21 protein-coding genes and 1 tRNA gene are annotated in these 23,013 nt (G+C 33.6%); 19 read left to right on the plus strand and 3 right to left on the minus strand.

The features are described 5' to 3' along the window. Positions 1-178: 178 nt before the first annotated feature. The 7 genes from ACM55I_RS11935 (at position 179) to ACM55I_RS11965 (ending at position 7,542) form a co-directional block, all read left to right on the plus strand. Complete coding sequence (locus tag ACM55I_RS11935) at positions 179-1,993, plus strand: hypothetical protein (protein ID WP_416847036.1); 1,815 nt, start codon at positions 179-181, stop codon at positions 1,991-1,993. 139 nt (positions 1,994-2,132) lie between these two features. Next, positions 2,133-2,507, plus strand: a complete 375-nt coding sequence (locus ACM55I_RS11940; RefSeq protein ID WP_416847037.1) for a hypothetical protein — start codon at positions 2,133-2,135, stop codon at positions 2,505-2,507. A gap of 112 nt (positions 2,508-2,619) precedes the next feature. Beyond that, positions 2,620-3,417: an MbnP family protein gene (locus ACM55I_RS11945; protein WP_416847038.1), complete on the plus strand. Its 798-nt coding sequence runs from the start codon at positions 2,620-2,622 to the stop codon at positions 3,415-3,417. A gap of 169 nt (positions 3,418-3,586) precedes the next feature. Beyond that, complete coding sequence (locus tag ACM55I_RS11950) at positions 3,587-4,621, plus strand: cytochrome-c peroxidase (protein ID WP_416847039.1); 1,035 nt, start codon at positions 3,587-3,589, stop codon at positions 4,619-4,621. 4 nt (positions 4,622-4,625) lie between these two features. Next, complete coding sequence (locus ACM55I_RS11955) at positions 4,626-5,597, plus strand: transporter (protein ID WP_416847040.1); 972 nt, start codon at positions 4,626-4,628, stop codon at positions 5,595-5,597. 110 nt (positions 5,598-5,707) lie between these two features. Further along, complete coding sequence (locus ACM55I_RS11960; RefSeq protein ID WP_416847042.1) at positions 5,708-6,934, plus strand: AAA family ATPase; 1,227 nt, start codon at positions 5,708-5,710, stop codon at positions 6,932-6,934. Between the two features lie 2 nt (positions 6,935-6,936). After that, positions 6,937-7,542 carry an RloB family protein gene (locus ACM55I_RS11965; RefSeq protein WP_416847043.1) on the plus strand — a complete coding sequence of 202 codons (606 nt, stop codon included), beginning with the start codon at positions 6,937-6,939 and terminating at the stop codon, positions 7,540-7,542. Positions 7,543-7,825: 283 nt separating this feature from the next. Here ACM55I_RS11965 and lysS read toward each other — a convergent pair whose 3' ends face one another. Continuing rightward, positions 7,826-9,535: a lysine--tRNA ligase gene (lysS, locus tag ACM55I_RS11970; protein WP_416847044.1), complete on the minus strand. Its 1,710-nt coding sequence runs from the start codon at positions 9,533-9,535 to the stop codon at positions 7,826-7,828. 266 nt (positions 9,536-9,801) lie between these two features. Between lysS and lipB the strand changes: the two genes are divergently transcribed. Continuing rightward, positions 9,802-10,506, plus strand: a complete 705-nt coding sequence (gene lipB / locus ACM55I_RS11975) for a lipoyl(octanoyl) transferase LipB (protein ID WP_416847046.1) — start codon at positions 9,802-9,804, stop codon at positions 10,504-10,506. A gap of 22 nt (positions 10,507-10,528) precedes the next feature. Here the strand turns inward: lipB and ACM55I_RS11980 are convergent, their stop codons facing one another. After that, positions 10,529-11,188, minus strand: coding sequence for a ribonuclease HII (locus ACM55I_RS11980; protein WP_416847048.1), 660 nt, complete (start codon positions 11,186-11,188; stop codon positions 10,529-10,531). Positions 11,189-11,362: 174 nt separating this feature from the next. Between ACM55I_RS11980 and ACM55I_RS11985 the strand changes: the two genes are divergently transcribed. The 5 genes from ACM55I_RS11985 to ACM55I_RS12005 all read left to right on the plus strand — a co-directional run bounded on the left by ACM55I_RS11985 (position 11,363) and on the right by ACM55I_RS12005 (position 17,158). Next, entirely contained in the window at positions 11,363-13,321 is a 1,959-nt protein-coding gene (locus ACM55I_RS11985; protein ID WP_416847049.1) for a putative porin, read from the plus strand. 244 nt (positions 13,322-13,565) lie between these two features. Further along, entirely contained in the window at positions 13,566-14,927 is a 1,362-nt protein-coding gene (locus tag ACM55I_RS11990) for a pyridoxal-phosphate dependent enzyme (RefSeq protein WP_416847050.1), read from the plus strand. Between the two features lie 99 nt (positions 14,928-15,026). After that, positions 15,027-15,509 (plus strand): 3'-5' exonuclease, encoded by a 483-nt coding sequence (locus ACM55I_RS11995; RefSeq protein ID WP_416847052.1) that lies wholly within the window; start codon positions 15,027-15,029, stop codon positions 15,507-15,509. A 54-nt stretch (positions 15,510-15,563) separates the two neighbouring features. Then, complete coding sequence (locus ACM55I_RS12000; RefSeq protein WP_416847053.1) at positions 15,564-16,835, plus strand: DUF2851 family protein; 1,272 nt, start codon at positions 15,564-15,566, stop codon at positions 16,833-16,835. 95 nt (positions 16,836-16,930) lie between these two features. Then, positions 16,931-17,158 carry a hypothetical protein gene (locus ACM55I_RS12005; RefSeq protein WP_039109053.1) on the plus strand — a complete coding sequence of 76 codons (228 nt, stop codon included), beginning with the start codon at positions 16,931-16,933 and terminating at the stop codon, positions 17,156-17,158. A gap of 76 nt (positions 17,159-17,234) precedes the next feature. Here the strand turns inward: ACM55I_RS12005 and ACM55I_RS12010 are convergent, their stop codons facing one another. Further along, positions 17,235-18,713: an amino acid permease gene (locus ACM55I_RS12010; RefSeq protein WP_416847055.1), complete on the minus strand. Its 1,479-nt coding sequence runs from the start codon at positions 18,711-18,713 to the stop codon at positions 17,235-17,237. 279 nt (positions 18,714-18,992) lie between these two features. Between ACM55I_RS12010 and ACM55I_RS12015 the strand changes: the two genes are divergently transcribed. From ACM55I_RS12015 to ACM55I_RS12040, 6 genes are all read left to right on the plus strand, one after another. Next, positions 18,993-19,877, plus strand: coding sequence for a ComEA family DNA-binding protein (locus tag ACM55I_RS12015; protein WP_416847056.1), 885 nt, complete (start codon positions 18,993-18,995; stop codon positions 19,875-19,877). A gap of 17 nt (positions 19,878-19,894) precedes the next feature. Further along, positions 19,895-21,037, plus strand: coding sequence for an acyl-CoA dehydrogenase family protein (locus ACM55I_RS12020; RefSeq protein ID WP_416847057.1), 1,143 nt, complete (start codon positions 19,895-19,897; stop codon positions 21,035-21,037). A gap of 261 nt (positions 21,038-21,298) precedes the next feature. Then, positions 21,299-21,493 (plus strand): 30S ribosomal protein S21, encoded by a 195-nt coding sequence (rpsU, locus tag ACM55I_RS12025; protein ID WP_035670421.1) that lies wholly within the window; start codon positions 21,299-21,301, stop codon positions 21,491-21,493. A gap of 69 nt (positions 21,494-21,562) precedes the next feature. Further along, positions 21,563-22,459, plus strand: a complete 897-nt coding sequence (locus tag ACM55I_RS12030; RefSeq protein ID WP_416847058.1) for a tyrosine-type recombinase/integrase — start codon at positions 21,563-21,565, stop codon at positions 22,457-22,459. 34 nt (positions 22,460-22,493) lie between these two features. Then, positions 22,494-22,796, plus strand: coding sequence for a ribosome hibernation-promoting factor, HPF/YfiA family (gene hpf, locus ACM55I_RS12035; RefSeq protein WP_039109464.1), 303 nt, complete (start codon positions 22,494-22,496; stop codon positions 22,794-22,796). A 90-nt stretch (positions 22,797-22,886) separates the two neighbouring features. After that, a tRNA-Thr gene (locus ACM55I_RS12040) sits at positions 22,887-22,960 on the plus strand. Positions 22,961-23,013 lie beyond the last annotated feature (53 nt).

The raw sequence follows: 23,013 nt of genomic DNA on the forward strand, positions 1-23,013 counted from the left end.
TGAAAAGTTTAATCGTTAACAAAAGTTTACCGTTTGGATAATGGGAGAAAACTTATTGTTCAGCTACCTAAAAAGTATTATTTTTTTCAGCGTAGTAATTTATAGCGCATGATATTTATCAGCTTTTATGCCGTTTTGTTTCTCGACTTTTGTGGTTTATTTATTAAATCATTTTGGCATGACAACAATTAAACCACTTCATACATTTCATATTCCGGTAATGGGACTTGCATATACGATTGATAGCCCGATAAGAGTGGCGAAGTATGGAATCTCTTCTGTGATTTCAATTATGGATGATGAACTTATCGAAAAAATGAATGCATTTTACAGTAAGAAATTTGATCTTCCTTACCAAGAAATCACTCAAAAAATTCATGATTATAGGGCAGAACGCATTACTTCTTATTTGAATTTGGTTGACAAAATCGTAAAAGAAAAATTTGAAAATTTGAAAATCGAATTGTCCGAGAGCAAATTGGCATTAGAAAATTACATGGCAATGTTGCCCAATAAATCGGAAATTAAATTAGGCTTGCAAAATTTGTTGGAAGACGGTTTTGCTTTCAAAGAAAATGTTGAAAATTATCTGAAGAATAATCTTTATCCGGGTGCTATTGATGTAAATATAATGACCAAACTCGATAAGGATAATTTCATTAAAGACGAACAATTACCAATTGCTTTCAATGATGCACATGCTGCTCTTCGGGGTTTTGCGAATAGTACATTAGAATCTTCAGTTGTTTTGTCTGCGGGAATGAATCCAAGATTGTATAGTTATTTTGAGAATTTTACGGCTTTCTTTCCAGATTTGAATAACACGCTGAAAAAGAAAATCACGCTGAAAGTAAGCGATTTTCGTTCGGCGATGATTCAAGGAAATTTTTTAGCCAAGAAAGGACTTTGGGTTTCTGAATATCGAATTGAATCCGGTTTAAATTGTGGCGGACATGCTTTTGCAACCGAAGGGTATTTGTTGGGACCCATTTTAGAAGAATTCAAACAGAAAAAAGAACAATTGATTCAATCTGCGCATGAGTTGATGGTGAAAGCATTGGGACAAAAAGAAATGCATGTTCCGGAACAACCATTGGATTTAAAAATCACCGTTCAAGGCGGCGTAGGAACTGCTGAAGAACATGATTTTCTATTGGGCCATTATGATGTATATTCTGTGGGTTGGGGTTCCCCGTTTTTATTGGTTCCTGAAGCTACTTCGGTCGATAAACACACCAGAGCATTATTGGCTGGAGCCAAAGAAAAGGATCTGTATTTAAGTCATATTTCGCCGTTGGGAATTCCTTTTAATACGTTACGAGGAACGACCAATGAAAAATTGAAATTGAAACGTATTGAAGAAAGCAAAGCGGGAAGTTCGTGTCCAAAGCGATTTTTGGCGTTAAGCAAAGAATACGATGTGAAAGGAATTTGTACTTCTTCCAAAAAATACCAAGATTTAAAACTGGAAGAATTACTACAACAAAAAGAGGTTTTATCTGCGGAAATTTTCGAAAAAAAGAAAAGCAGTATCACTGAAAAAGCGTGTCTTTGCGTAGGTTTGGCTAATGCTTCTTATCTTGAAAATGACATTAAAATTAAAGGACAGGCACAAGGTGTGATCATTTGTCCCGGACCAAACATGGCTTATTTTGATCAGGAAGTTTCGCTTTCTAAAATGGTGCAACATATTTATGGAAACGCTTCTGTATTAATGGTTACAGATCGCCCGAATTTATTTGTCAAAGAATTAAAAATGTATTTGGATTATTTGAAAAATGAAATCTCAGCAGTTTCGAATGAAATTACTGCGTCACAAATAAAAAAATGGCATTCATTTAAAAAGAATTTGATGGAAGGAATTGCATATTATGAAGATTTATTTTCAGCAACACCTTTTTTCGAAAGCACTAAAAAACAGATTCTAAATCAATTTAATTCCTATAAAACTGAATTGATAGAAATTGAAATTCCTGAATTAATTCTGGTTTAATACTAAATAGGTTTGAAGTTTTTTCAGGCCTATTTTATTGTTTTCTGAAATTTGAAGAAATGTTGAAATGAAATAAAAAAGGGGCTTTTAATTTTTTAAATTATATTTACTTTAAAAAATTATAATCTACCTTTGCCCCGTGAAAAAAATAGCATTCATAATAGTATTATTCCTGTTTCTAAAACCACTATTTCCGGTTTTAGAATATGCGGTTAATTATGAATATATTTCAAAAGTACTTTGTGTTAACAAGGCAAAACCGATGATGCATTGTAATGGAAAGTGCCATTTGATGAAAGAATTAGCCAAAGCACAAGAAGAAGAAAAACAAACACCTTCTAACAAAAAGAATACAACATTTGATACTGTTGATTTAATCTTGGACATCAAAAACGACTTTTCCTTATTAGTTTATAATGGAAATACCAAAACAACAATACATTCAAAATATAATAATTTATATTCTCACCTGAATTTATATTCCATTTTTCATCCGCCCATTTTTATTTCCTAAATTTTAGTTGAAACACTTTTGCGTGTATTTTTTCATTTGACAATCTCATTTGAAATCAGCTTGTACGCGTAATTATTTCAAAGCAAATAAGAAGAAATATACAATCATATAAATGAAAAATTTACTGAATAAAGCAATAGCAATTATTGCATTAAGCGCTGTATTTACAGGCTGTACTACTAATGATGAGGTAATCTCCGGAACAGGAAACTTAGGGGTTGAATTCGATAATTCTTTTGGTTCAAATGACTTGATTTTAAGTACTCAAGCAAACACGACTTCCAACAACGAAGTGTTGAAAATCAATAAAATTAAATACATTATCAGTAATATCGTCTTGACCAAAGAGGATGGAACAACGTTTACTTATCCAAAAAGTGAAAGCTATTTTATTGTTGACGAAGCTACTGTAGCCAGTCGCTTATTAGAATTAACCAATGTTCCTGCGGCAAATTATACCAAAATAAAATTCGGAATAGGAGTTGATAAAGCGCAATGGGAATTGGGCGCAGCGGGCCAAGGAAATTTCCTGGCTACAGCTCAAGCTGCCGATATGTTGTGGAGTTGGTCTGCGGGGTATAAATTCCTTGCTTTCGAAGGTACATTTACGTCCCCAACAATGGCTAACAGTACCTCGTTTATGGTTCATACAGGACAAACGGGAACAAATTATAACTATACCGAAATTACGCTTGATTTACCAACAAAAGCGATGGTACGTACTACCATTACTCCAGAAATTCATGTTGTAGCCGATGTGTCTAAAATTATTGACGGAACAAACAAAATCAAGTTGTCTGATAATAATATGGGTGGAATGGGAGCCATGATTATGGGCGGTACAAATTTGCCTTTAATCACAGCAAATCTTAACGGAATGTTTACGGTAGCTCACGTTCATAACGATTAATTCGTGTTGAATTAGAAGCTATTTCCTGCTATACATTGCAAGTCCTCGCTAAAAAATGTGGTTTTCTAAGCTGGAAAAAGAGCTTCCTTTGGTCGCTTTTTTCCAGCAAGAAAAACTACATTTTTCTGCTGCGGGCTTTCCATTACTATCAGGGCTAAAAAATACGAAGATGAACAAAATTTTGTTATTTCTCTTTTTGACTTTACTTTCCAGTTGTTCAGATCAAGATGACGTTTATGTCAATAAACCTTTAGATTTCGAAGTGCCGTCTAATTTTCCGGATTTGGCTTATAATATCGCGCTGAATCCACCAACAGAGAAAGGATTTGAACTGGGAAAAAAGCTATTTTACGACGGAAGATTGTCTTCAGATGGTCTTGTTTCTTGCGGGTTTTGTCACATTCAGGAAAATGCATTTACCCATCACGGACATACTTTCAGTCATGGCGTTGGAGATAATATAGGAACCAGAAATACGCCTCCGATTCAAAATCTTGGCTATCAAACGGCATTTATGTATGATGGAGCCACAATGCATCTGGATTTACAGCCTATTATTCCATTGACAAGTGCGATTGAAATGAATGGTGATCTGACGACAATTGTTGCCATGATGAAAGCGGATAAAACCTATCAAAAGCTTTTTCAGCAAGCATTTACTGATGGGACCATAAATACCGAAAATATGCTGAAAGCACTTTCTCAATTCATGTTGATGGTGACGTCATCCAATTCTAAATTTGATAAATACCGACGTAATGAAACGGGGGGGACTTTAACTTCGGAAGAATCCACTGGGTATGCTCTTTTTAATGCAAAATGTGCTTCGTGTCACGCCACAGATTTAATGACCGATAATTCCTATCGGAATAATGGTTTAGCGGTCAATCCGCAAATAAATGATGTGGGAAGATTTCGTGTGACGCAAGTAGCAACAGATTATTATAAATTCAAAGTGCCAAGTTTGCGAAATGTTGAAAAAACAGCCCCTTACATGCACGATGGAAGATTTGGGACATTAGAATCGGTTTTGAATCATTATGCTTCCGGAATTGTAAATGGGGCAACTTTAGACCCAATTCTAAAACAAAACGGAAATTTAGGAATTCCGCTTTCTGATGCTCAAAAAACACAATTAATTGCCTTCCTAAAAACACTAACAGATAATCAATATCTCACCGATAAACGATTCTCAGAATATTAAAACCATGAAAAATAAAATTTTAATTATTGTTTTATTTCTTTTTGTAAACCAGTTTGTTTCTGCTAAGATTGAAAAAGATAGCATTTCGAGATTTACTTTCCAGAAAATGCAATTGCTGGAAGATTTCGAAGATGATTGTGATGCTTGTGGCTGTTCGGCCAGTGGTGGAAGTATGGGATTTAGTTCCATGCTGAATAATAATTTTGTAGGCTTGCGCTATTTCAATCAAAGTTATACCAGTAGAGACGGAATTTTTGCCAACTCACCGTGGATTGACGAAAATTTCAATACAATCCAAATTTGGACAAAAATACCAATTACAGAAAAAATCCAGATTTCGGCATTGGTTCCGTATCATTTTCACAATCGAGAACGTTCCACTGGAACAGAAAATATTCAAGGATTAGGCGATGTCTCCGTTATGGCGATGTACTCCATATATCAAACGCAAAAAGATAGCACAGTTTTTACCCATAAACTGCAATTGGGCGGTGGAGTAAAAATACCAACAGGGAAATTTGAGGAAGCTAACAATACCGGAAGTGTTAATCAGAGTTTCCAAGTAGGAACAGGCAGTTGGGATTATCTTTTGGTATCGGAATATGTTATAAAAAAGAAAAATTTGGGATTAAGTACCATGCTGAATTATACTTTCAAAACCGAAAATCAAAAGCAGTATCAATTTGGAAATCAATTTAATTATGCCAGTACGCTGTTTTATCTTTTTGATTTACCTACAATAAAACTGGTTCCACAATTGGGCTTGGCGGGCGAAATGTATGAAACCAACAAACAGTTTGGGCAGAAATTACCAGATACAGCAGGAGATATTCTTTTTAGTAAATTTGGGATTGAAGCCGGAAAAGGAGACTTTTCGATCGGTGTCAATGCGATGCTTCCCATCAATCAACATTTATCCAATTCAAAAATCGAAGCCAATTACCGTTGGAGTGTCAATTTGAATTATACTTTATAACAACAAAAAAGGAGCTTCGAATTGAAGCTCCCTTTTTATGATAGATTTGGCGGACAGAAGTCAATTAATGTCTATATTTGCAATATATTTACAAATTAAACCTTTAAGTGATGTTGTTAAACTTTAGAATAACTAATTTTCGTTCTATTAATGAAATGGTTGAATTGTCTATGATTCCTAGCGATTTAAAAAATCCAGTTAACAGAATTATAAAGACAAATCCAAACGCAATAAAGAACAAAGACTATTATGGACTTACTTCTGCTGCTATTTATGGTCCAAATGCTAGTGGAAAGAGTAATATTGTAAAAGGCATGCATGATTTTATACAGTTTGTGAGGCAATCTACGGACAATAAACCAAATGAAGAAATAAGCTTATACAGTCCATTTAAACTAAATAAAGATAATTCGCAAAAAGCATCTTGTTTTTCGATTGATTTATTAATTAAAAATATTTTGCATGTTTATTCTCTTGAAGTTTTTAGAAATGAAATTTTAAAGGAATCACTATTTATTTATCCAAAAGGGTTACGGGTTAAGGTTTTTGAAAGGAGTCGTCAAGAATTTTCTAAAGGGAATGGTTATGAAGGAATATTTGAAACGATCAAATTGCGTACAACAGAAAATCAGTTGTTTTTAGGTAAAGCAGCTTTAGAAAATGTAGAAGTTATAAAAAATGTTTATCAAAGTATTGATTTTATAGCTGTTCTTACAACTGATACTTTTCATTCCCATGATTTTAATAAAATGTTCAGTACAATTATGTTTAAGAATTCAGAATTGTGGAGAACACCTTTGAAATTGTCTAAATCTTTAATTCAGAAAATCGATACTCAAGTTGTTGATTTTGAAGAAATAAATGGTAAAATTAAAACATTTCATTTGAATGATAAAAACGAAAAAATTGAATTTGAGTTTGAGGAAGAATCTTCAGGTACTCAAAGGGTAATTGCATTCGTTCCGTTTGTTTTTAAAACATTAAAATATGGAGATGTTTTAGTAGTAGATGAGTTCGAAAGAAGTTTGCATCCTGAAATTGCTCAATTTATTTTAGGACTATTTAATGATCCAGAAGTAAATAAAAAAGGAGCACAATTTATATTTGCTACTCACGATACCACTTTGTTAAGTCCGGAAAATAAATTAAGAAGAGATCAAATTAATTTGGTCGAAAAAAATGAAAAAGGAGAAACAGAGATGTTTGCAGTTTCGGATATAAAAGGAATTCGAGAAGGAAATTATGAAAAATGGTATTTAGAGGGTAGATTGGGTGCAGTTCCAAATATTGCCAGAGAAACTTTTAGACATGAATTGATTGATTTTATAAATTCATAATTATGGCTAAAAGACCCAGTAATACTTTTAAAACAAGAGGATTTAGATCTAAAGTGTTAATTTTATGTGAAGGATTGACCGAGAAAAATTATTTTAATGCAATGAAAGAGGATTTTCGTTTGCCTAAGACTATAGGTGTAGAAGTTTTTCAAAGTAATAAAGTAGATTGTAAAGGAGTTGTGGAAGAAGCAATAAAAAAAGCGAAAAGAGAAGGTTTTGAAGAAATATTTGTGGTTTTTGATCATGATAATCAGGACAAAAGGGATGAAGCTTTCAAGTTAGCTTTGGATAAAGGTATATCAGTCATTTTTTCAAGTATTTGTTTCGAAGCTTGGTATTTGTTTCATTTCAGAAATTCCACTAGGGCATTTGCCTCTGAAGAAGTGTTGGAAAAAGAATTAAAGAAATGTGTTGGAATGGAAAATTATGAGAAAAATGATTTCAAACATTATTCGATACTAAAAGATAAGTTGGCTTCTGCCAAATCAAATGCTGAAAATATTAGATTATCAGTTGTTGAAAATAATTACGGCGTTGAGATTTTTAATTTAAACCCATATACTAATGTTGATGGGTTAGTACTATTTTTAGAAAATCAAAGAACATAAATAAGAAAAGGAGCTTCAATCGAAGCTCCTTTTTTTGCGCGTGAGTAGGGATTCGAACCCAAACTTTGAACTATTCACTTGACATTAGGTTATAATAAAATTGTGCTCACGCAGTCAAAGTTTTATACACGCCGTTTTTTATTTTTTCCATAAGTCTCGAGTTGTTAAAGTAACAAGTTATACAATCATACAAAATGCCTAAACCCAATTTTACTTACAAACTAATGTCATAACCTGTTATCAATATTAATATCCAACAGATTAAATGAGTGTTTTAATATTTTTATTCGGCTAATTCCACCACTTTACTACCACCTACTAAAGCTACTTTCACTAAACCATGCTTAGCCAAGCCTTTCATGGCAGCATCCCATTTCTTTCCGCTTAAATCTGATTTTACTTTCAATAATCCCAAATCCATTTTGCTTTCATTGGTTTTCAAAAGAGCAATGATTAATTTCTCTTCGTCTAGCAATTCAATTTGAACTTGTTTCTTTTCTGGTCTCATTTGCGGGAACAACAACACTTCTTGGATAGAAGCATTATTAGTCAAATACATAATTAATCGATCCATCCCAATTCCCATTCCGGATGTTGGAGGCATTCCATATTCTAAAGCTCTTAAGAAATCTTCATCAATTATTCCAGTGGCTTCATCATCTCCTTTTTCAGCCAATCTCCTTTGGTCTTCAAAACGTTCTCTTTGGTCAATCGGATCGTTCAATTCAGAATAAGCGTTCGCTACTTCTTTACCACAAACCATTAATTCAAAACGTTCTGTCAATTCTGGATTGTCACGGTGTTGCTTACATAATGGTGACATTTCCTTTGGATAATCCGTGATATAAGTTGGTTGAATATAATTTCCTTCACATTTTGCTCCAAAAATCTCATCAATCAGTTTTCCCTTACCCATTGTGGGATCTACATCAATTCCCATACCTCTGGCAGCGTCAAATAGCTCTGTTTCACTTTTTCCTGAAATATCAAATCCAGTGAAATGTTTGATAGAATCGGTCATTGTAACTCGTGCATAAGGCGCTTTGAAATTGATGGTGTGTTCTCCAAAAGTCACTTCTGAAGTTCCATTTACGGCAATTGCGCAATGCTCCAAAAGATCTTCGGCAAATTTCATCATCCAATTGTAGTCTTTGTAGGCTACATATATTTCCATAGCAGTAAATTCCGGGTTGTGCGTTCTGTCCATTCCTTCGTTACGAAAGTTTTTCGAAAACTCATAAACCCCTTCAAAACCACCAACAATCAATCTTTTTAAGTACAACTCATTCGCAATACGCATGTATAAAGGCATATCAAGCGAGTTGTGGTGCGTGATAAAAGGACGCGCTGCAGCTCCACCAGGAATTGGTTGTAGAACAGGTGTTTCTACCTCCAAATATCCTTTATCATTAAAGAAAGAACGCATCGCATTGAACAATTTAGTTCTTTTGATAAACGTTTCTTTGACATGATCGTTCACCGTTAAATCCACATAACGACGACGGTATCTTTGTTCTGGATCGGCAAAAGCATCGTGCGTTTTTCCATCAGCATCCGTTTTTACCACAGGAAGTGGTTTCAAGGCTTTCGCCAAAACTGTCAATCCATAAACATGAACCGAGATTTCCCCAACTTGCGTTTTGAAAACCGTTCCGCGAATCCCAATAAAATCGCCAATATCCAATAGTTTTTTGAAAACCACATTGTACATTGTTTTCTCCTCATCAGTCGAAATATCATCTCTAGAAACATAGATTTGAATACGTCCTTCTGCATCTTTCAATTCTGCAAACGACGCCTTTCCCATGATACGCTTACCCATCAAACGACCTGCTAAAACAACTTCCTTTCCTTCGTACTTCTCGAAATCGGCTAAGATTTCGCTCGAATAAGCGGTTGTGATAAATTCGGCTGCTGGATAAGGCTCAATGCCTAAATTGCGTAATTCGGTAAGTGCTTCTCTACGTAATATTTCTTGTTCGGATAATGCCATTTTATGCTGTTTTTAAGAGCACAAAGATACTGTATAAGTAGCAAAGTAGCAAAGTGCTAACCGTTTTTTGGAGCTATTTCCAGCTTTCCGTTATAATCTTTTTATTTTTGGCAGCAAAAATAAAAAGGATTTCCACTGTAATCTGGGCTAGGGATTGGGTTTCATAACATCATTATTTTTAAAATAAACATTCAACAAACCTTTGTACCTTTGCCAATCAAAAATAAGGGAACGAAATAGGATTGCTTCGTTCATCGCAATGACAAATGAACAAAACCATCCAACTTCAAGATTTAGGAAACAAAGATTACAAGGAAACTTGGGAATACCAAGAAGAATTGTTCAAAGGAATAGTTGACTTAAAAATTAAAAATAGGAGAGAGGAAACGAGTTTACAAACGCCCAATTATTTCCTTTTTGTGGAACATCCGCACGTGTATACTTTGGGGAAAAGTGGTGATTTAAGCAATTTACTTTTATCCGAAAAACAACTCGAAGCCAAAGGAGCCACTTTCTACAAAATCAATCGTGGTGGCGATATTACCTATCACGGACCCGGACAAATTGTGGGTTACCCAATTATTGACTTAGAAAATTTCTTTACGGATATTCATAAATACTTGCGTTTTCTGGAAGAAGCCATTATTCTTACCCTTCAAGAATATGGAATTGTTTGTGGAAGAAGTGAAGGCGAAACCGGAGTTTGGTTAGGTGCAGGAACTCCATTTGCAAGAAAAATTTGTGCCATGGGCGTACGTGCTTCCCGTTGGGTAACCATGCATGGATTTGCACTAAACGTAAATGCTGATTTGGGTTATTTTGATAACATCATTCCGTGTGGAATTCGCGGTAAAGCCGTAACTACATTAAACGTAGAACTTGGAGTTGAAAGAGTAAACGAAGAAGAAGTGAAAGAGAAAATCCTAAAACATTTCTCCCATTTGTTCGAAGCTAGATTTGAGAAATCTTAAATCAAAAATCGTTAATCGGCAATCAAAGATCAAAAGAATATTGTTCCGGTAATAATCGAAACGTTATTCGGTGGTATTTCGTTATCCCATATTTCCGTATCGCTTCACGATGTTCTTTGGTAGGGTATCCTTTGTTTTGTTTCCAATTGTACATTGGGAATTCTTCATGAATGCGGTTCATGTATTCATCGCGGTAGGTTTTTGCCAAAACGGAGGCAGCAGCAATACTCATAAACTTAGAATCTCCCTTTATGATACTGGTGTTTGGAATCGAATTTAAAATTTCGAGTTCAGCAGCAGTAAAAATTTTTCCTCCACGGTTCTTTATTCCTTTTTTGTGGATTAATGGCGCATTTCCATCCACAATAATATATTCGGGTCTGGGATGGAGTTTTAGAATGCTTTCTTGCATCGCTTTTATCGATGCGTTCAGAATGTTAATCTCGTCAATTACCAAAGGCTCAAGATGCGTTACCGCAAAGGAAATGGCTTGCTGCTCAATAATAGGTCTTAACTTTTCTCGAACTTTTTCTGATAATTGTTTACTGTCGTTCAGGATAGCGTTTTCAAAATCGAAAGGCAATATAACGGCTGCTGCAGTTACTGGACCCGCAAGACAGCCACGACCCGCTTCATCAGTTCCGCTTTCGAGGATAATTTTCGAAAAATTGTTTTCGAGCATGTTCTGTTTTTTAAAGAAACAAATATTATAAAATTTTCGCTGTAAAAACCCGTTAGTTATCTATTTGTTATAACAATCCTATAAAATGCTGTGTTTTTTTATTTATATGTTTTTATAAATTACCTTTGCTTGATTAAAATTGTAAAAATAATTGCCTAATTATACCCCATTCAAATGAGAATTTTCTTTTTTTTTATTTTTATATCATTCTCCACTTTGCTGTTTTCTCAAGAAAGAAATAGTAAAGAATTAGATTACAATAGCAAATACAACGGTTCCGATTCTATCAAAAAGGTTAAACAACCTGTAGCTACCATAGATATGTATCGCGTGATTACTTTGGATCGAGACACAACTTACATAGATACTTCACTTACTATCCAAAAAGAATACAGCCATAATTATTTGCGAAAAGACATTTTTGGACTTTTGCCTTTTGCAAATGAAGGTCAAACGTATAATACGTTGCAATATAGTTTAACTGATTTTTCGCCTTTACCAGAATTTGGTTTCAAAGCGAAACATTTTAATTTTCTGGAGGCAAACCAAATACGATATAGTTCAGTTGCCACTCCAGTTACCGAATTATATTTTAAAAGTGTCATGCAAAAAGGACAATCGACAGATGCATTCATTGCTTTAAACACGTCTGAAAATCTTAATTTTTCTATAGCCTACAGAGGATTGCGCTCTCAGGGAGAGTATTTAAATCAATTGGCAAGTACAGGAAATTTCAGATTTACCGTAAGCTATAACACTAAAAATAAGCGCTATTATTCTAATGCACATTTTACATCACAAGACATTTTAAATGACGAAAATGGAGGAATTACAACCATTAGTGATTTTGAAAGTGAAGATCCAAAATACAATAATAGACAACGATTTGAAGTCTTTTTTTTAAATGCTAAATCATTTCTGAAAGGGAAAAGAATATTCTTAGATCACAATTTTAGAATAAATGCAAATAAAGGCGCAAATAATTTATATGTAACGCACCAATTTAATTATGAAAATAAGTTTTTCGAATACAATCAGGTAACCGTTCCTTCTACCGTGGGTTCTGAAATTGTATATCGATTTGGGGCTTCTTTTAAAGACAGTGGAATCAATGATCAAACCCGTTACAATAAAATGTATAATAGAGCCGGGTTGATTTATGAGAACACAACTTTAGGAAAATTTCAGTTTTTTGTAGATGATTTTAGGTCTAATTATTACTACAACCAGATATTAATTTTTGATAATAAAACGGTTCCGGGTTCTTTGGCTCAAAAAATAAATAATGCAGGAGGGCAATATGAGTATCAAAAAAATAAATGGAATGGGAAATTTTTGTATTCAAGATCGATTACGAATCAATCGTTATCAAATTTAGATGCTAAAGTTAAATATGGTTTCAATGAGGATACGCAGTTATCATTTCAATATCAAAACATAAATAAGTTACCAAATAATAATTACAATCTGTATCAGAGTAGTTATGTTCAGTACAACTGGTCAAATGATTTCAAGAATGAGAAAATAAACTCAATTAGTGCTAATGCAATTACACCGTGGTTTAATGCCTCGTTACAGTATTCCGTTCTAAATGATCATTTGTATTTTAATGATGTTTCAACTGATGCGCAAATATTGGCACGTACTCAAATCGTTGCTCCGGCACAATACGCTAATACCATAAATTATTTGTCTGTGAAAGTGAACAAAGAATTGAAATTTGGTAGTTTCGCATTAGATAATACTGTTTTGTATCAAAAAGTTGATCAGCAAGATAATGTCTTAAACGTTCCTGAAATTGTGACGAGAAATACCTTCTATTACTCGGGTTCTTTTTTCAAAAAGAAAGCTTTGTTTTTGCAAACAGGTATTTCTTTGAATTATTTTACGAAATATTTTGCCAATGATTATAATCCAGTTATTGGTGAGTTTTTCGTTCAAAACAAAAAGGAAATTGGCAATTCCCCAAACCTTGATTTCTTTATTAATGCCAAGATTCAAAGAACCAGAATTTACTTTAAAGCAGAGCATTTTAATTCCTCTTTATCGGGCAACAATTTTTACGCGTCACCTAATAATCCGTCTCGTGATTTTACAATCCGTTTTGGACTGGTTTGGAATTTCTTCAATTAATAAATAGTAGCGCACTATTTAGCAAAAAAGTCCTTTTTTCAATGCTAACCGATATGCTTTTACTCGCTAGAGAATAAGCTAGTGAAGGATATTACTGTAAATAAAATTAAAGGAACTCCCAATAAAATAAAAGTATAGCGAAGTAATAAAGAGTGTAAAATTCTTTAAGCAGGATTTTTTTGTAACAATATGCTATCTTTGTATAGTGATTTATAACAACGAACGCTCTTAAATGAATAATAAAATGCACTACGCAGAAAACATATTAGGCACAATAGGCAACACACCATTAGTAAAACTTAATAAAGTTGTTGCCGGAATAGATGCTTTGGTACTTGCTAAAGTAGAGACTTTCAATCCGGGAAATTCTGTAAAAGACAGGATGGCTGTTAAAATGATTGAAGATGCCGAAGCGGATGGAAGACTAAAGCCAGGAGGAACCATTATCGAAGGGACTTCAGGAAATACCGGAATGGGATTGGCATTAGTGGCTATCATAAAAGGGTACAAACTTATTTGTGTGATTTCGGATAAACAGTCCAAAGAAAAAATGGATATTCTTCGTGCTGTAGGCGCAAAAGTAGTAGTTTGTCCTACTGATGTCGAACCTACCGATCCACGTTCGTATTATTCTGTTTCTAAAAGATTAGCGGAGGAGACACCTAATTCCTGGTATGTAAACCAATACGATAATCCATCCAATTCTTTAGCGCATTATGAGCAAACCGGACCTGAAATTTGGGAACAAACCGGTGGTAAAATCACTCATTTTGTGTCGGGTGTAGGAACTGGAGGAACAATTTCAGGAGTTGGGAAATATTTGAAAGAAAGAAATCCGAATATTAAAATTTGGGGAATTGATACGTATGGTTCTGTGTTTAAAAAGTACCATGAAACAGGAATTTTCGACGAAAATGAAATCTATTCTTATATAACCGAAGGAATTGGCGAAGACATATTACCAAAGAATGTTGATTTCTCTTTGATTGATGGTTTTACAAAAGTAACGGATAAAGATGCAGCGGTTTATACCCGAAAAATAGCACTTGAAGAAGGGATATTTGTAGGCAATTCTGCTGGTGCAGCGGTAAAAGGATTGTTGCAACTCAAAGAACATTTCAAACCGGAAGATGTGGTTGTGGTTCTTTTTCATGATTCTGGAAGTCGTTATGTAGGCAAAATGTTCAATGATGATTGGATGCGTGAAAGAGGATTTTTGGATGAGGAAATCAAAAAAGCGGAAGATGTTATCAAAGATCATATCGACAAACCATTGATTGTAGTTCGTACAGAAGAATTAGTTTCACACGCTATAGAAAGAATGCGTAAATACAAGATTTCTCAAATTCCGGTGATTGATGTCACAGGATTTGTAGGTTCGGTTGATGAAAGTGATTTGTTCCAAAGTTACGTTGCCGATAAAAATGTAGCGGACAGACCTATTAAAGAAATTATGGGAAAACCATTTCCAATCGTAAAATTAGGAACCTCAATAGAAGAAGTTTCAAAATTATTTACCAAAGAAAACGATGCGGTTTTGGTTGAATTAGAGAATGGAAATCACCATATTATTACTAAATATGATATTATTGGCTCAATAAAATAATAATATATTTTTCAAGTATTAAAATTTTTATAACCACAAATTTGACGAATTAAATTCGTTAAATTTGTGGTTTTTTAGTTTTATAAAAATGCAAATTTAATGACCTTCACTGCTATAGATTTTGAAACCGCAACAGCATTCCATCCTTGCTCCGTAGGTATTGTTACCGTAGAAAACGGAATAATTGTAGATGAATTTGTCAGTTTAATCAAGCCGCCAAATAATTTATATTCTCCTTTTACGATTCAAGTGCATGGAATTTATCCACGTGATACGGTAAATGCAAAATCATTTGCACAAATATATCCAGAAATTCAAAAACGGCTACAAAATAGGGTTATTGTAGCTCATAATGAGAGTTTCGACAGAAATGTTCTTGCCAAATCAATGGTGCTTTATGGTTTAGATTATGCTGATTTGAATATCGCTTCTCGTTGGGAATGCACGGTAAAAATTTATAAAGCCAAAGGATTAAAACCAACCAAATTAAGTGATTGCTGTAGGGAAATGAATATTTCATTAAATCATCACGAAGCGTTATCTGATGCTCGTGCTTGCGCTAAATTGTATTTATTGAAATAAATTTCTTTCATTTCTGTTTTTTCATTACTTTAGTCTTTCATCTAAAATATCAAAATGAAAGAAGATTTTCTCCATTATCTCTGGAAATTCAAAAAGTTCGATACTTTGAATTTAAAAACATTCAACAATGAGGAAATCACCATTATCAATGTAGGTCAATATCTTGAATTGGCAGGTCCTGATTTCTTCAATGCTCAAATTACTATTGGGGAGCAGAAATGGGCTGGAAACGTTGAAATTCATCTTAAATCTTCAGATTGGTATGTGCATCATCACGAAAAAGATACGAGTTATGAAAACGTAATTTTACATGTGGTTTGGGAACATGACACAGCGATTTTTAGAAGCAACAATACTGAAATTCCGGTTTTGGAACTCAAAGAATATGTTGGAAAAGAGACTGTCGAAAATTACCAATCTTTAATGGCTCCTAAATCTTGGGTTTTTTGCGAAAAGCAACTGAAAGAGATTGATGAATTTGCTTTTGAAAATTGGGAAGAACGGTTGTTTTTTGAGCGTTTAGAAAGGAAATCACAACCTATATTTGATTTATTGGAACAAACCAACCAAGATTGGGACGCGGTTTTGTTTTGTCTTTTAGCAAAGAATTTTGGTCTGAATACGAATGGGGAAATCTTTTTAAAAATAGCGCAATCTATTCCCTTTTCAATCATAAGAAAGGAAAGTTTTGAAGTGGAGAATCTAGAAGCTTTGATTTTTGGAGCTTCAGGATTATTGGATTCAGAAAAAGAAGATAATTATTTCAAAGATTTAAAATTTCGATATTTCTACTTATTACATAAATATCAAATAGAGAAAAGTTGCATTGAACCAGTTCAGTTTTTTAAGCATCGTCCGGATAATTTTCCTACGATACGACTTTCTCAATTGGCCAATTTATACAACAGTCAGCAAAATTTATTTTCTAAAATAAGCACTCTAAATTCATTAAAAGATATTTACGGAGTTTTTCAAGTATCCGCTTCGGAATATTGGTTAAATCATTATCAATTTGACAAAGAAAGTACGAAGAAAAAGAAACCGCTTTCTAAATCTTTCATCGATTTGATTGTTATAAATACTATCATTCCACTTCAGTTTGCTTTTGCAAAAAGTCAAGGAAAGGAAATTTTAGAGGATTTGATAGATCTTTTAAGTGAAGTCGCTCCAGAGAAAAATGCGATTATAGATAAATTTAGCTCTTTTGGAATACAACCAAAAAGTGCTTTTGAAACGCAATCTTTGTTACAACTCAAAAATGAATATTGTAATAAAAGCAAATGTTTAGAATGTGCCGTAGGGATGGAATTGTTGAAAAAATACTGATTGAGTTATTTTGGATTTGTTTACTGGAGATTGCTGTAATGTTGTAAATTTGTTTTTCGAATAAACGATAACCAGTTCAATAAATAAAATAAAAAATGTCAGTAGTAATCAAACTCAAGTTTTTTTTTGAGAAACACGGTTTTCATGTTTCTTCCCGTATGGCTGATACATTAGGAATGAGGGCCAGTAGTGTGCGATTGTTTTTTATCTATTTGTCGTTTGTTACTGTTGGATTGTGGTTTGCCGTTTATTTGACATTGGCTTTTTGGATTCGTTTGAAGGATTTAATTCGGGCTAAACGCACTTCAGTTTTTGATTTGTAAAATATATAAATAAGAAAAAGGGATTACAAAGTATTTAAGTACTTTATAATCCCTTTTTTATTTTGTGAAAATAAATTTATTCTTTAGTATTGTTTAATACACTATTTTTCTTTCCGTAAGCAAAATAGAAAATAACACCTATTGCCATCCATGCAAAAAGTCTAAGCCAGTTTGTCCAACCTAAACCTGCCATCATCAAGACGCAAGTGATAACTCCTAAAATTGGAACTAAAGGTACGAATGGTGTTTTGAATTCGCGAACCATGTTTGGTTCTTTTTTTCTTAGAATTATTACGGATACACATACTAATGAAAAAGCAAACAATGTTCCAATACTAGTCATGTCTCCTACGATATCTCCAGGAATAAAAGCGGCAAATGCGCCAACAATTATTAAAATAGCGATATTAGCTTTGTATGGTGTTTTGTATTTTGGATGTAAGTCGCTAAACATTTTAGGCAATAAACCATCTTTACCCATTGCATAAAATACTCTGGATTGTCCTAATAGCATCACTAAAATTACAGAAGAAAATCCTGCCAAAATAGCTACTGTTACTAATTGACCTAACCAAGCATATCCAATCATGTATTTGTTAATTGCAAATGCTACAGAAGCTTCTTTACCACCTGTTCTAAAATCTTCTATAGTTGCTACTCCGGTAAGAACATGAGCAAATAAAATATATAATACGGTGCAAATAGCTAATGAACCCAAGATACCTATTGGCATATTTCTTTTTGGGTTTATCGTTTCCTGTGCAGCTGTACTTACAGCATCGAATCCTATAAAAGCAAAGAAAACCGTTCCGGCTGCTCCAATTATTCCCCAAAAGCCTCCAAATTTATGATCGATCCCATGTTCATCTGTGAAAATTGAACTTGCTGGAATATAAGGGGTATGATTTGCCGGATTTACAAAATGCCATCCTATAACAATGATCATTATTACAATAGCAACTTTTACGATTACAATGATTCCATTAACAAAAGCTGATTCTTGAATTCCTTTTATTAATAATAAACTAATAACACCAACTATAAATAATGCTGGTAAGTTGATCATTCCATGTTCACCAGTTATTGGATCAGTTTGAAATGGAGAATGTGATAACGAATAGGGTATTGGGCTCATGTGGAGTACATTGACCAGTAAATTATTAAGGTATTCGCTCCAGGCGATTCCTACAGTGGCTGCGCCTACAGCATATTCAAGAATTAAATCCCAACCAATAATCCAAGCTAAAAATTCACCCATTGTAGCATAGGTATAGGTGTAAGCACTACCTGAAATAGGAATTGAAGAAGAAAGCTCTGCATAACACAATCCGGCTAATGCACACCCAATAGCAGCAACAACAAACGCTATTGTCACAGATGGTCCTGCATTTTGTGAAGCAGCCATAGCAGTTCTTACAAACAATCCTGCGCCAATTATAGCACCAATGCCTAATGCAATTAGAGTCCAAGCAGTTAATGTTCTTTTTAATCCCTTTTCAGAATCAGCGGCCTCTGCTAAAAGCTGAGCTAATGGTTTTCTTTTCCAAATAGACATGTTTTGTGTGTTTTTTGTTATTAAGCTCCAAATGTATTCTTTTTTATAAAAAATAAAAACAATAATTCAGTTTTAAGTTATAAAAAAATAATCTGCAACTCTTTTTAGGGGTTTATGCTGTAGAAAATCCTTTGTGGGATCTATCTGTATCGAATATTACGTTGGAACTCAGAATAAATTTTCAGTTGCATCAAATATTTTCCTTTAGAAAGTAAAGCGTCTAGATTTAATTTATAATTTTAGGATTTGTATTTAAATAAATTAAAATCAAATCATTGTATGAGTTATAAAACAATTCTCACTTATTTTAAGTTCACTCGTGAACAACGTAATGGTTTGTTTTTATTATTTGCGATTATCATTGTTTTGCAACTGATATATTTTTTTGTTGATTTTAGTGCTGCCATAAAGAATTATCCAGAGAAACAGAAATGGCTTTCACTACAATCTCAAATTGATTCCATGAAAACTGATAATTCTAAGGCTTTCCCTAAAATATATCCTTTCAATCCTAATTTTATTACAGACTATAAAGGATATAAACTAGGAATGTCAGTTCAGGAAATTGACCGCTTGTTGGCTTTTAGAAAAGAAAACAAATATGTTAATTCTGCAGAGGAATTTCAAAACGTGACTAAAGTTTCGGATTCGTTATTAAATGTGATTGCTCCCTTTTTTGAATTTCCAGATTGGGTAAAGAATAAAAAAGAATATAAAGGATATAAAAATTATCCAGATCAGGCTTTTGCCAAAAAGGAAAAAATTGTTTTAATCGATATCAATCAGGCAACCAAGGAGGATTTGATAAAAATTTACGGAATAGGTGAGGCAATTTCTTTGCGGATTTTAAAACAAAAAGAAAGTTTAGGAGGGTTTGTTTCCATGGAACAAATGAAAGATGTTTGGGGGTTATCACCTGAAGTTATTGAAAATTTGAATACCCATTTTAAAATTTCAGTACTCCCGAATTTTAAAAAAATAGCGATTAATAATGCTTCTTTAAAAGAGCTTTCCCAGTTTTATTATTTCAGATATGCTTTGGCTAAAGAAATTGTGACTTATAGGAGTATGATAGGAAATATTAAGAATATTGAGGATTTAACAAAAATTAAGGGATTTCCTGTTGATAAAGCAAATTTAATTGGCTTATATTTGGACTTTTAAAATAAAACACTGTCACAATGAACTTTGATTACAACGAAACGCAATCTATGATTGCACAATCTATAAGAGATTTTGCTGAAAAAGAAATTCGTCCAAATATAATGGAGTGGGATGAAGCGCAAACATTTCCTGTGCCTTTGTTTAAAAAATTAGGTGAAATGGGTTTTATGGGTGTTTTAGTTCCAGAAGAGCTTGGAGGTTCTGGATTGGGATATCATGAATACATAACTATTGTAGAAGAAATATCAAAAGTTGATCCATCTATTGGATTGTCAGTTGCAGCGCATAATTCTTTATGTACGAATCATATTTTAACCTTTGGAAACGAAGAGCAAAAGAAAAGATGGATTCCGAAACTAGCGACCGCTGAACATATAGGTGCTTGGGGATTGACAGAACACAATACAGGATCAGATGCAGGTGGAATGAATACTACGGCAAAAAAAGATGGAGATTTCTGGATTGTTAATGGAGCTAAGAATTTTATTACACATGCTATTTCGGGAGATATCGCTGTGGTTATTGTTCGTACCGGTGAAAAAGGCGATTCAAAAGGAATGACTGCTTTTGTATTCGAAAAAGGAATGCCAGGTTTTGCTTCTGGGAAAAAAGAGAATAAATTAGGAATGCGTGCCAGTGAAACAGCTGAATTAATATTTGATAATTGTCGTATTCCTGATGCCAACAGATTAGGGGAAGTAGGACAAGGTTTTATTCAAGCGATGAAAGTTTTAGATGGAGGAAGAATATCTATTGGAGCATTGTCGCTAGGAATTGCTAAGGGAGCGTATGAAGCGGCGTTGAAATATTCTAAAGAAAGGCATCAATTTGGGCAGCCAATTTGTGAATTTCAAGGAATTTCATTCAAGTTAGCCGATATGGCAACTGAAATTGAAGCTTCGGAATTATTGTTGCATAAAGCGGCTTTCTTGAAACAACAACACAAACCGGTTACCACGATGGGAGCTATGGCTAAAATGTATGCTTCAGAAGTTTGTGTAAAAGTAGCGAATGAAGCGGTGCAAATTCACGGAGGATATGGTTATATTAAAGATTATCCAGTGGAGAAATTCTATAGAGATTCTAAATTGTGTACCATTGGGGAAGGAACTACAGAAATTCAAAAAATAGTGATTTCCAGAAATTTGTTGAAAGGATAGTTTTTGAAAATTGAATATAGTATAAAGAGTCAAGATGCATTAAATTGTAGATTGGCTCTTTTTTTTGCGTGAAGGATGGAAGAGGAAAGCCCGGAATGCAATGAGGACTTGCAACGGACAGCCTGACGGCGGACGAATTGATGTTTTGTGAATGATAAAAGTGGTGTCCGCCGACATGCCCAAAAATAATCTATAATTCATGACTCGTAATTCAAAATAATGTTTACTTTTGCACACTTAAAGAAAGGGGGTGTCTATATTATGTTAATTATACCAATTAAAGACGGAGAAAATATCGATAGAGCGTTAAAACGTTACAAAAGAAAATTTGATAAAACAGGAACTGTTCGTCAATTAAGAGCACGTACTGCTTTTATTAAGCCTTCAGTTACAAATAGAATCAAAATTCAAAAAGCGGCTTATATCCAAAATATGAGAGATAACTTAGAGAGTTAGTCAATATCTATTAGAATAAAGTACCGTTAGTCATTAAAGTTTTATAACTTTGATGCTAACGGTTTTTTTATGGCTACTAATAAAGATGCATTTCGGGATTATCTACAGTTGGAGAAAAAATATTCTTCACATACCGTAACTGCGTATTGTAATGACATTGCTTCTTTTGAATTATTTAATACGATTCATTTTGACCAAGAGGGCATAGAGCAGGTTAATTATAGCCAAATTAGGACTTGGGTTGTTTCTCTTGTCGATAATGATATATCAAATACCTCAGTTAATAGAAAAATTGCATCCTTAAAAGCGTTTTATAAATTTCTATTAAAAACAAAACAAATAAAGGCGAGTCCGCTATTGAAACATAAAGCGCTAAAGACTCCTAAAATAGTACAAATTCCGTTTTCTGAAAAAGAAGTTGAAGATGCATTAGGTCATTTGCAAAATCCTGTAGGCTTTGAGGAAATAAGAAATAAGCTGATAGTTGATTTATTTTATACTACCGGCATGCGAAGAACGGAGTTGATTCATTTAAAAGTAGTTAATGTCAATTTGTCTAGTGCTACAATCAAAGTGCTGGGAAAAAGGAATAAGGAGCGGATATTGCCAGTTTTGCCGATAATTATAAATCAGTTTTTTTTATATTTGAAGGAGCGCTCTTTCATGTTGTCAATAGTAGATGACGATTATTTTTTTCTCACAAAAAAAGGGTTAAAATTAAATGATTCTTTTGTCTATCGATTAATAAATTCTTACTTTAGTGCTGTCTCCGAGAAAGTAAAAAAGAGTCCGCATATATTGCGACATACGTTTGCGACTCATCTATTAAATAACGGAGCCGATTTGAACTCAGTAAAAGAATTATTAGGACATTCCAGTTTAGCGTCAACGCAAATATATACGCACAATAGTTTGGCAGAACTAAAAAAAGTATATGGAGATGCGCATCCAAGGAATCAGAAGTAGTTCGGAAATGTTTAACTATTAAAAAATAATGATTATGAAGGTAAATGTTCATGCAGTTAACTTTACTGTTGACAAAAAGCTAGTTGATTTTGTTCAAGAAAGAATGGACAAATTAGAAAAATATTACGATAAGGTGGTGTCCGTAGATGTTTTTTTAAAAGTTGAAAAGACAAGTGATAAAGAGAACAAAATTGCTGAGATAAAAATTAATGTTCCAGGTGATGATTTTGTGGTTAAAAAGCAGTGTAAAATTTTTGAAGAAGCAGTGGAGCTTTGTGCTGAATCTTTAGAGCGATTGTTGGTAAAAAGGAAAGAAAAAATAAGTTCGCACATTTAATATAAATTTTTTTGAAAAAATGTTTTGATTGAGAGATAAAATCTCTACATTTGCAGTCCGTTAGAAATAGCGGACTTTTTTATTGATATTGCCAGCGTAGCTCAGTTGGCTAGAGCAGCTGATTTGTAATCAGCAGGTCGTGGGTTCGAGTCCCTCCGCCGGCTCTAAAAATTTGTTTCCAAAGCATTTGGAAATAGTTCTTTTAAGGTACTGAAAA

Source organism: Flavobacterium algoris (assembly GCF_048158525.1).
GTDB classification, from domain to species: domain Bacteria; phylum Bacteroidota; class Bacteroidia; order Flavobacteriales; family Flavobacteriaceae; genus Flavobacterium; species Flavobacterium algoris.

Coding starts and splice junctions, on each gene's coding strand:
- ACM55I_RS11935 (WP_416847036.1), top strand. CDS start 179: ATGACAACAATTAAACCACTTCATACATTTCATATTCCGGTAATGGGA.
- ACM55I_RS11945 (WP_416847038.1), top strand. CDS start 2,620: ATGAAAAATTTACTGAATAAAGCAATAGCAATTATTGCATTAAGCGCT.
- ACM55I_RS11950 (WP_416847039.1), top strand. CDS start 3,587: ATGAACAAAATTTTGTTATTTCTCTTTTTGACTTTACTTTCCAGTTGT.
- ACM55I_RS11955 (WP_416847040.1), top strand. CDS start 4,626: ATGAAAAATAAAATTTTAATTATTGTTTTATTTCTTTTTGTAAACCAG.
- ACM55I_RS11960 (WP_416847042.1), top strand. CDS start 5,708: ATGTTGTTAAACTTTAGAATAACTAATTTTCGTTCTATTAATGAAATG.
- ACM55I_RS11965 (WP_416847043.1), top strand. CDS start 6,937: ATGGCTAAAAGACCCAGTAATACTTTTAAAACAAGAGGATTTAGATCT.
- lysS (WP_416847044.1), bottom strand. CDS start 9,535: ATGGCATTATCCGAACAAGAAATATTACGTAGAGAAGCACTTACCGAA.
- lipB (WP_416847046.1), top strand. CDS start 9,802: ATGAACAAAACCATCCAACTTCAAGATTTAGGAAACAAAGATTACAAG.
- ACM55I_RS11980 (WP_416847048.1), bottom strand. CDS start 11,188: ATGCTCGAAAACAATTTTTCGAAAATTATCCTCGAAAGCGGAACTGAT.
- ACM55I_RS11985 (WP_416847049.1), top strand. CDS start 11,363: ATGAGAATTTTCTTTTTTTTTATTTTTATATCATTCTCCACTTTGCTG.
- ACM55I_RS11990 (WP_416847050.1), top strand. CDS start 13,566: ATGCACTACGCAGAAAACATATTAGGCACAATAGGCAACACACCATTA.
- ACM55I_RS11995 (WP_416847052.1), top strand. CDS start 15,027: ATGACCTTCACTGCTATAGATTTTGAAACCGCAACAGCATTCCATCCT.
- ACM55I_RS12000 (WP_416847053.1), top strand. CDS start 15,564: ATGAAAGAAGATTTTCTCCATTATCTCTGGAAATTCAAAAAGTTCGAT.
- ACM55I_RS12005 (WP_039109053.1), top strand. CDS start 16,931: ATGTCAGTAGTAATCAAACTCAAGTTTTTTTTTGAGAAACACGGTTTT.
- ACM55I_RS12010 (WP_416847055.1), bottom strand. CDS start 18,713: ATGTCTATTTGGAAAAGAAAACCATTAGCTCAGCTTTTAGCAGAGGCC.
- ACM55I_RS12015 (WP_416847056.1), top strand. CDS start 18,993: ATGAGTTATAAAACAATTCTCACTTATTTTAAGTTCACTCGTGAACAA.
- ACM55I_RS12020 (WP_416847057.1), top strand. CDS start 19,895: ATGAACTTTGATTACAACGAAACGCAATCTATGATTGCACAATCTATA.
- rpsU (WP_035670421.1), top strand. CDS start 21,299: ATGTTAATTATACCAATTAAAGACGGAGAAAATATCGATAGAGCGTTA.
- ACM55I_RS12030 (WP_416847058.1), top strand. CDS start 21,563: ATGGCTACTAATAAAGATGCATTTCGGGATTATCTACAGTTGGAGAAA.
- hpf (WP_039109464.1), top strand. CDS start 22,494: ATGAAGGTAAATGTTCATGCAGTTAACTTTACTGTTGACAAAAAGCTA.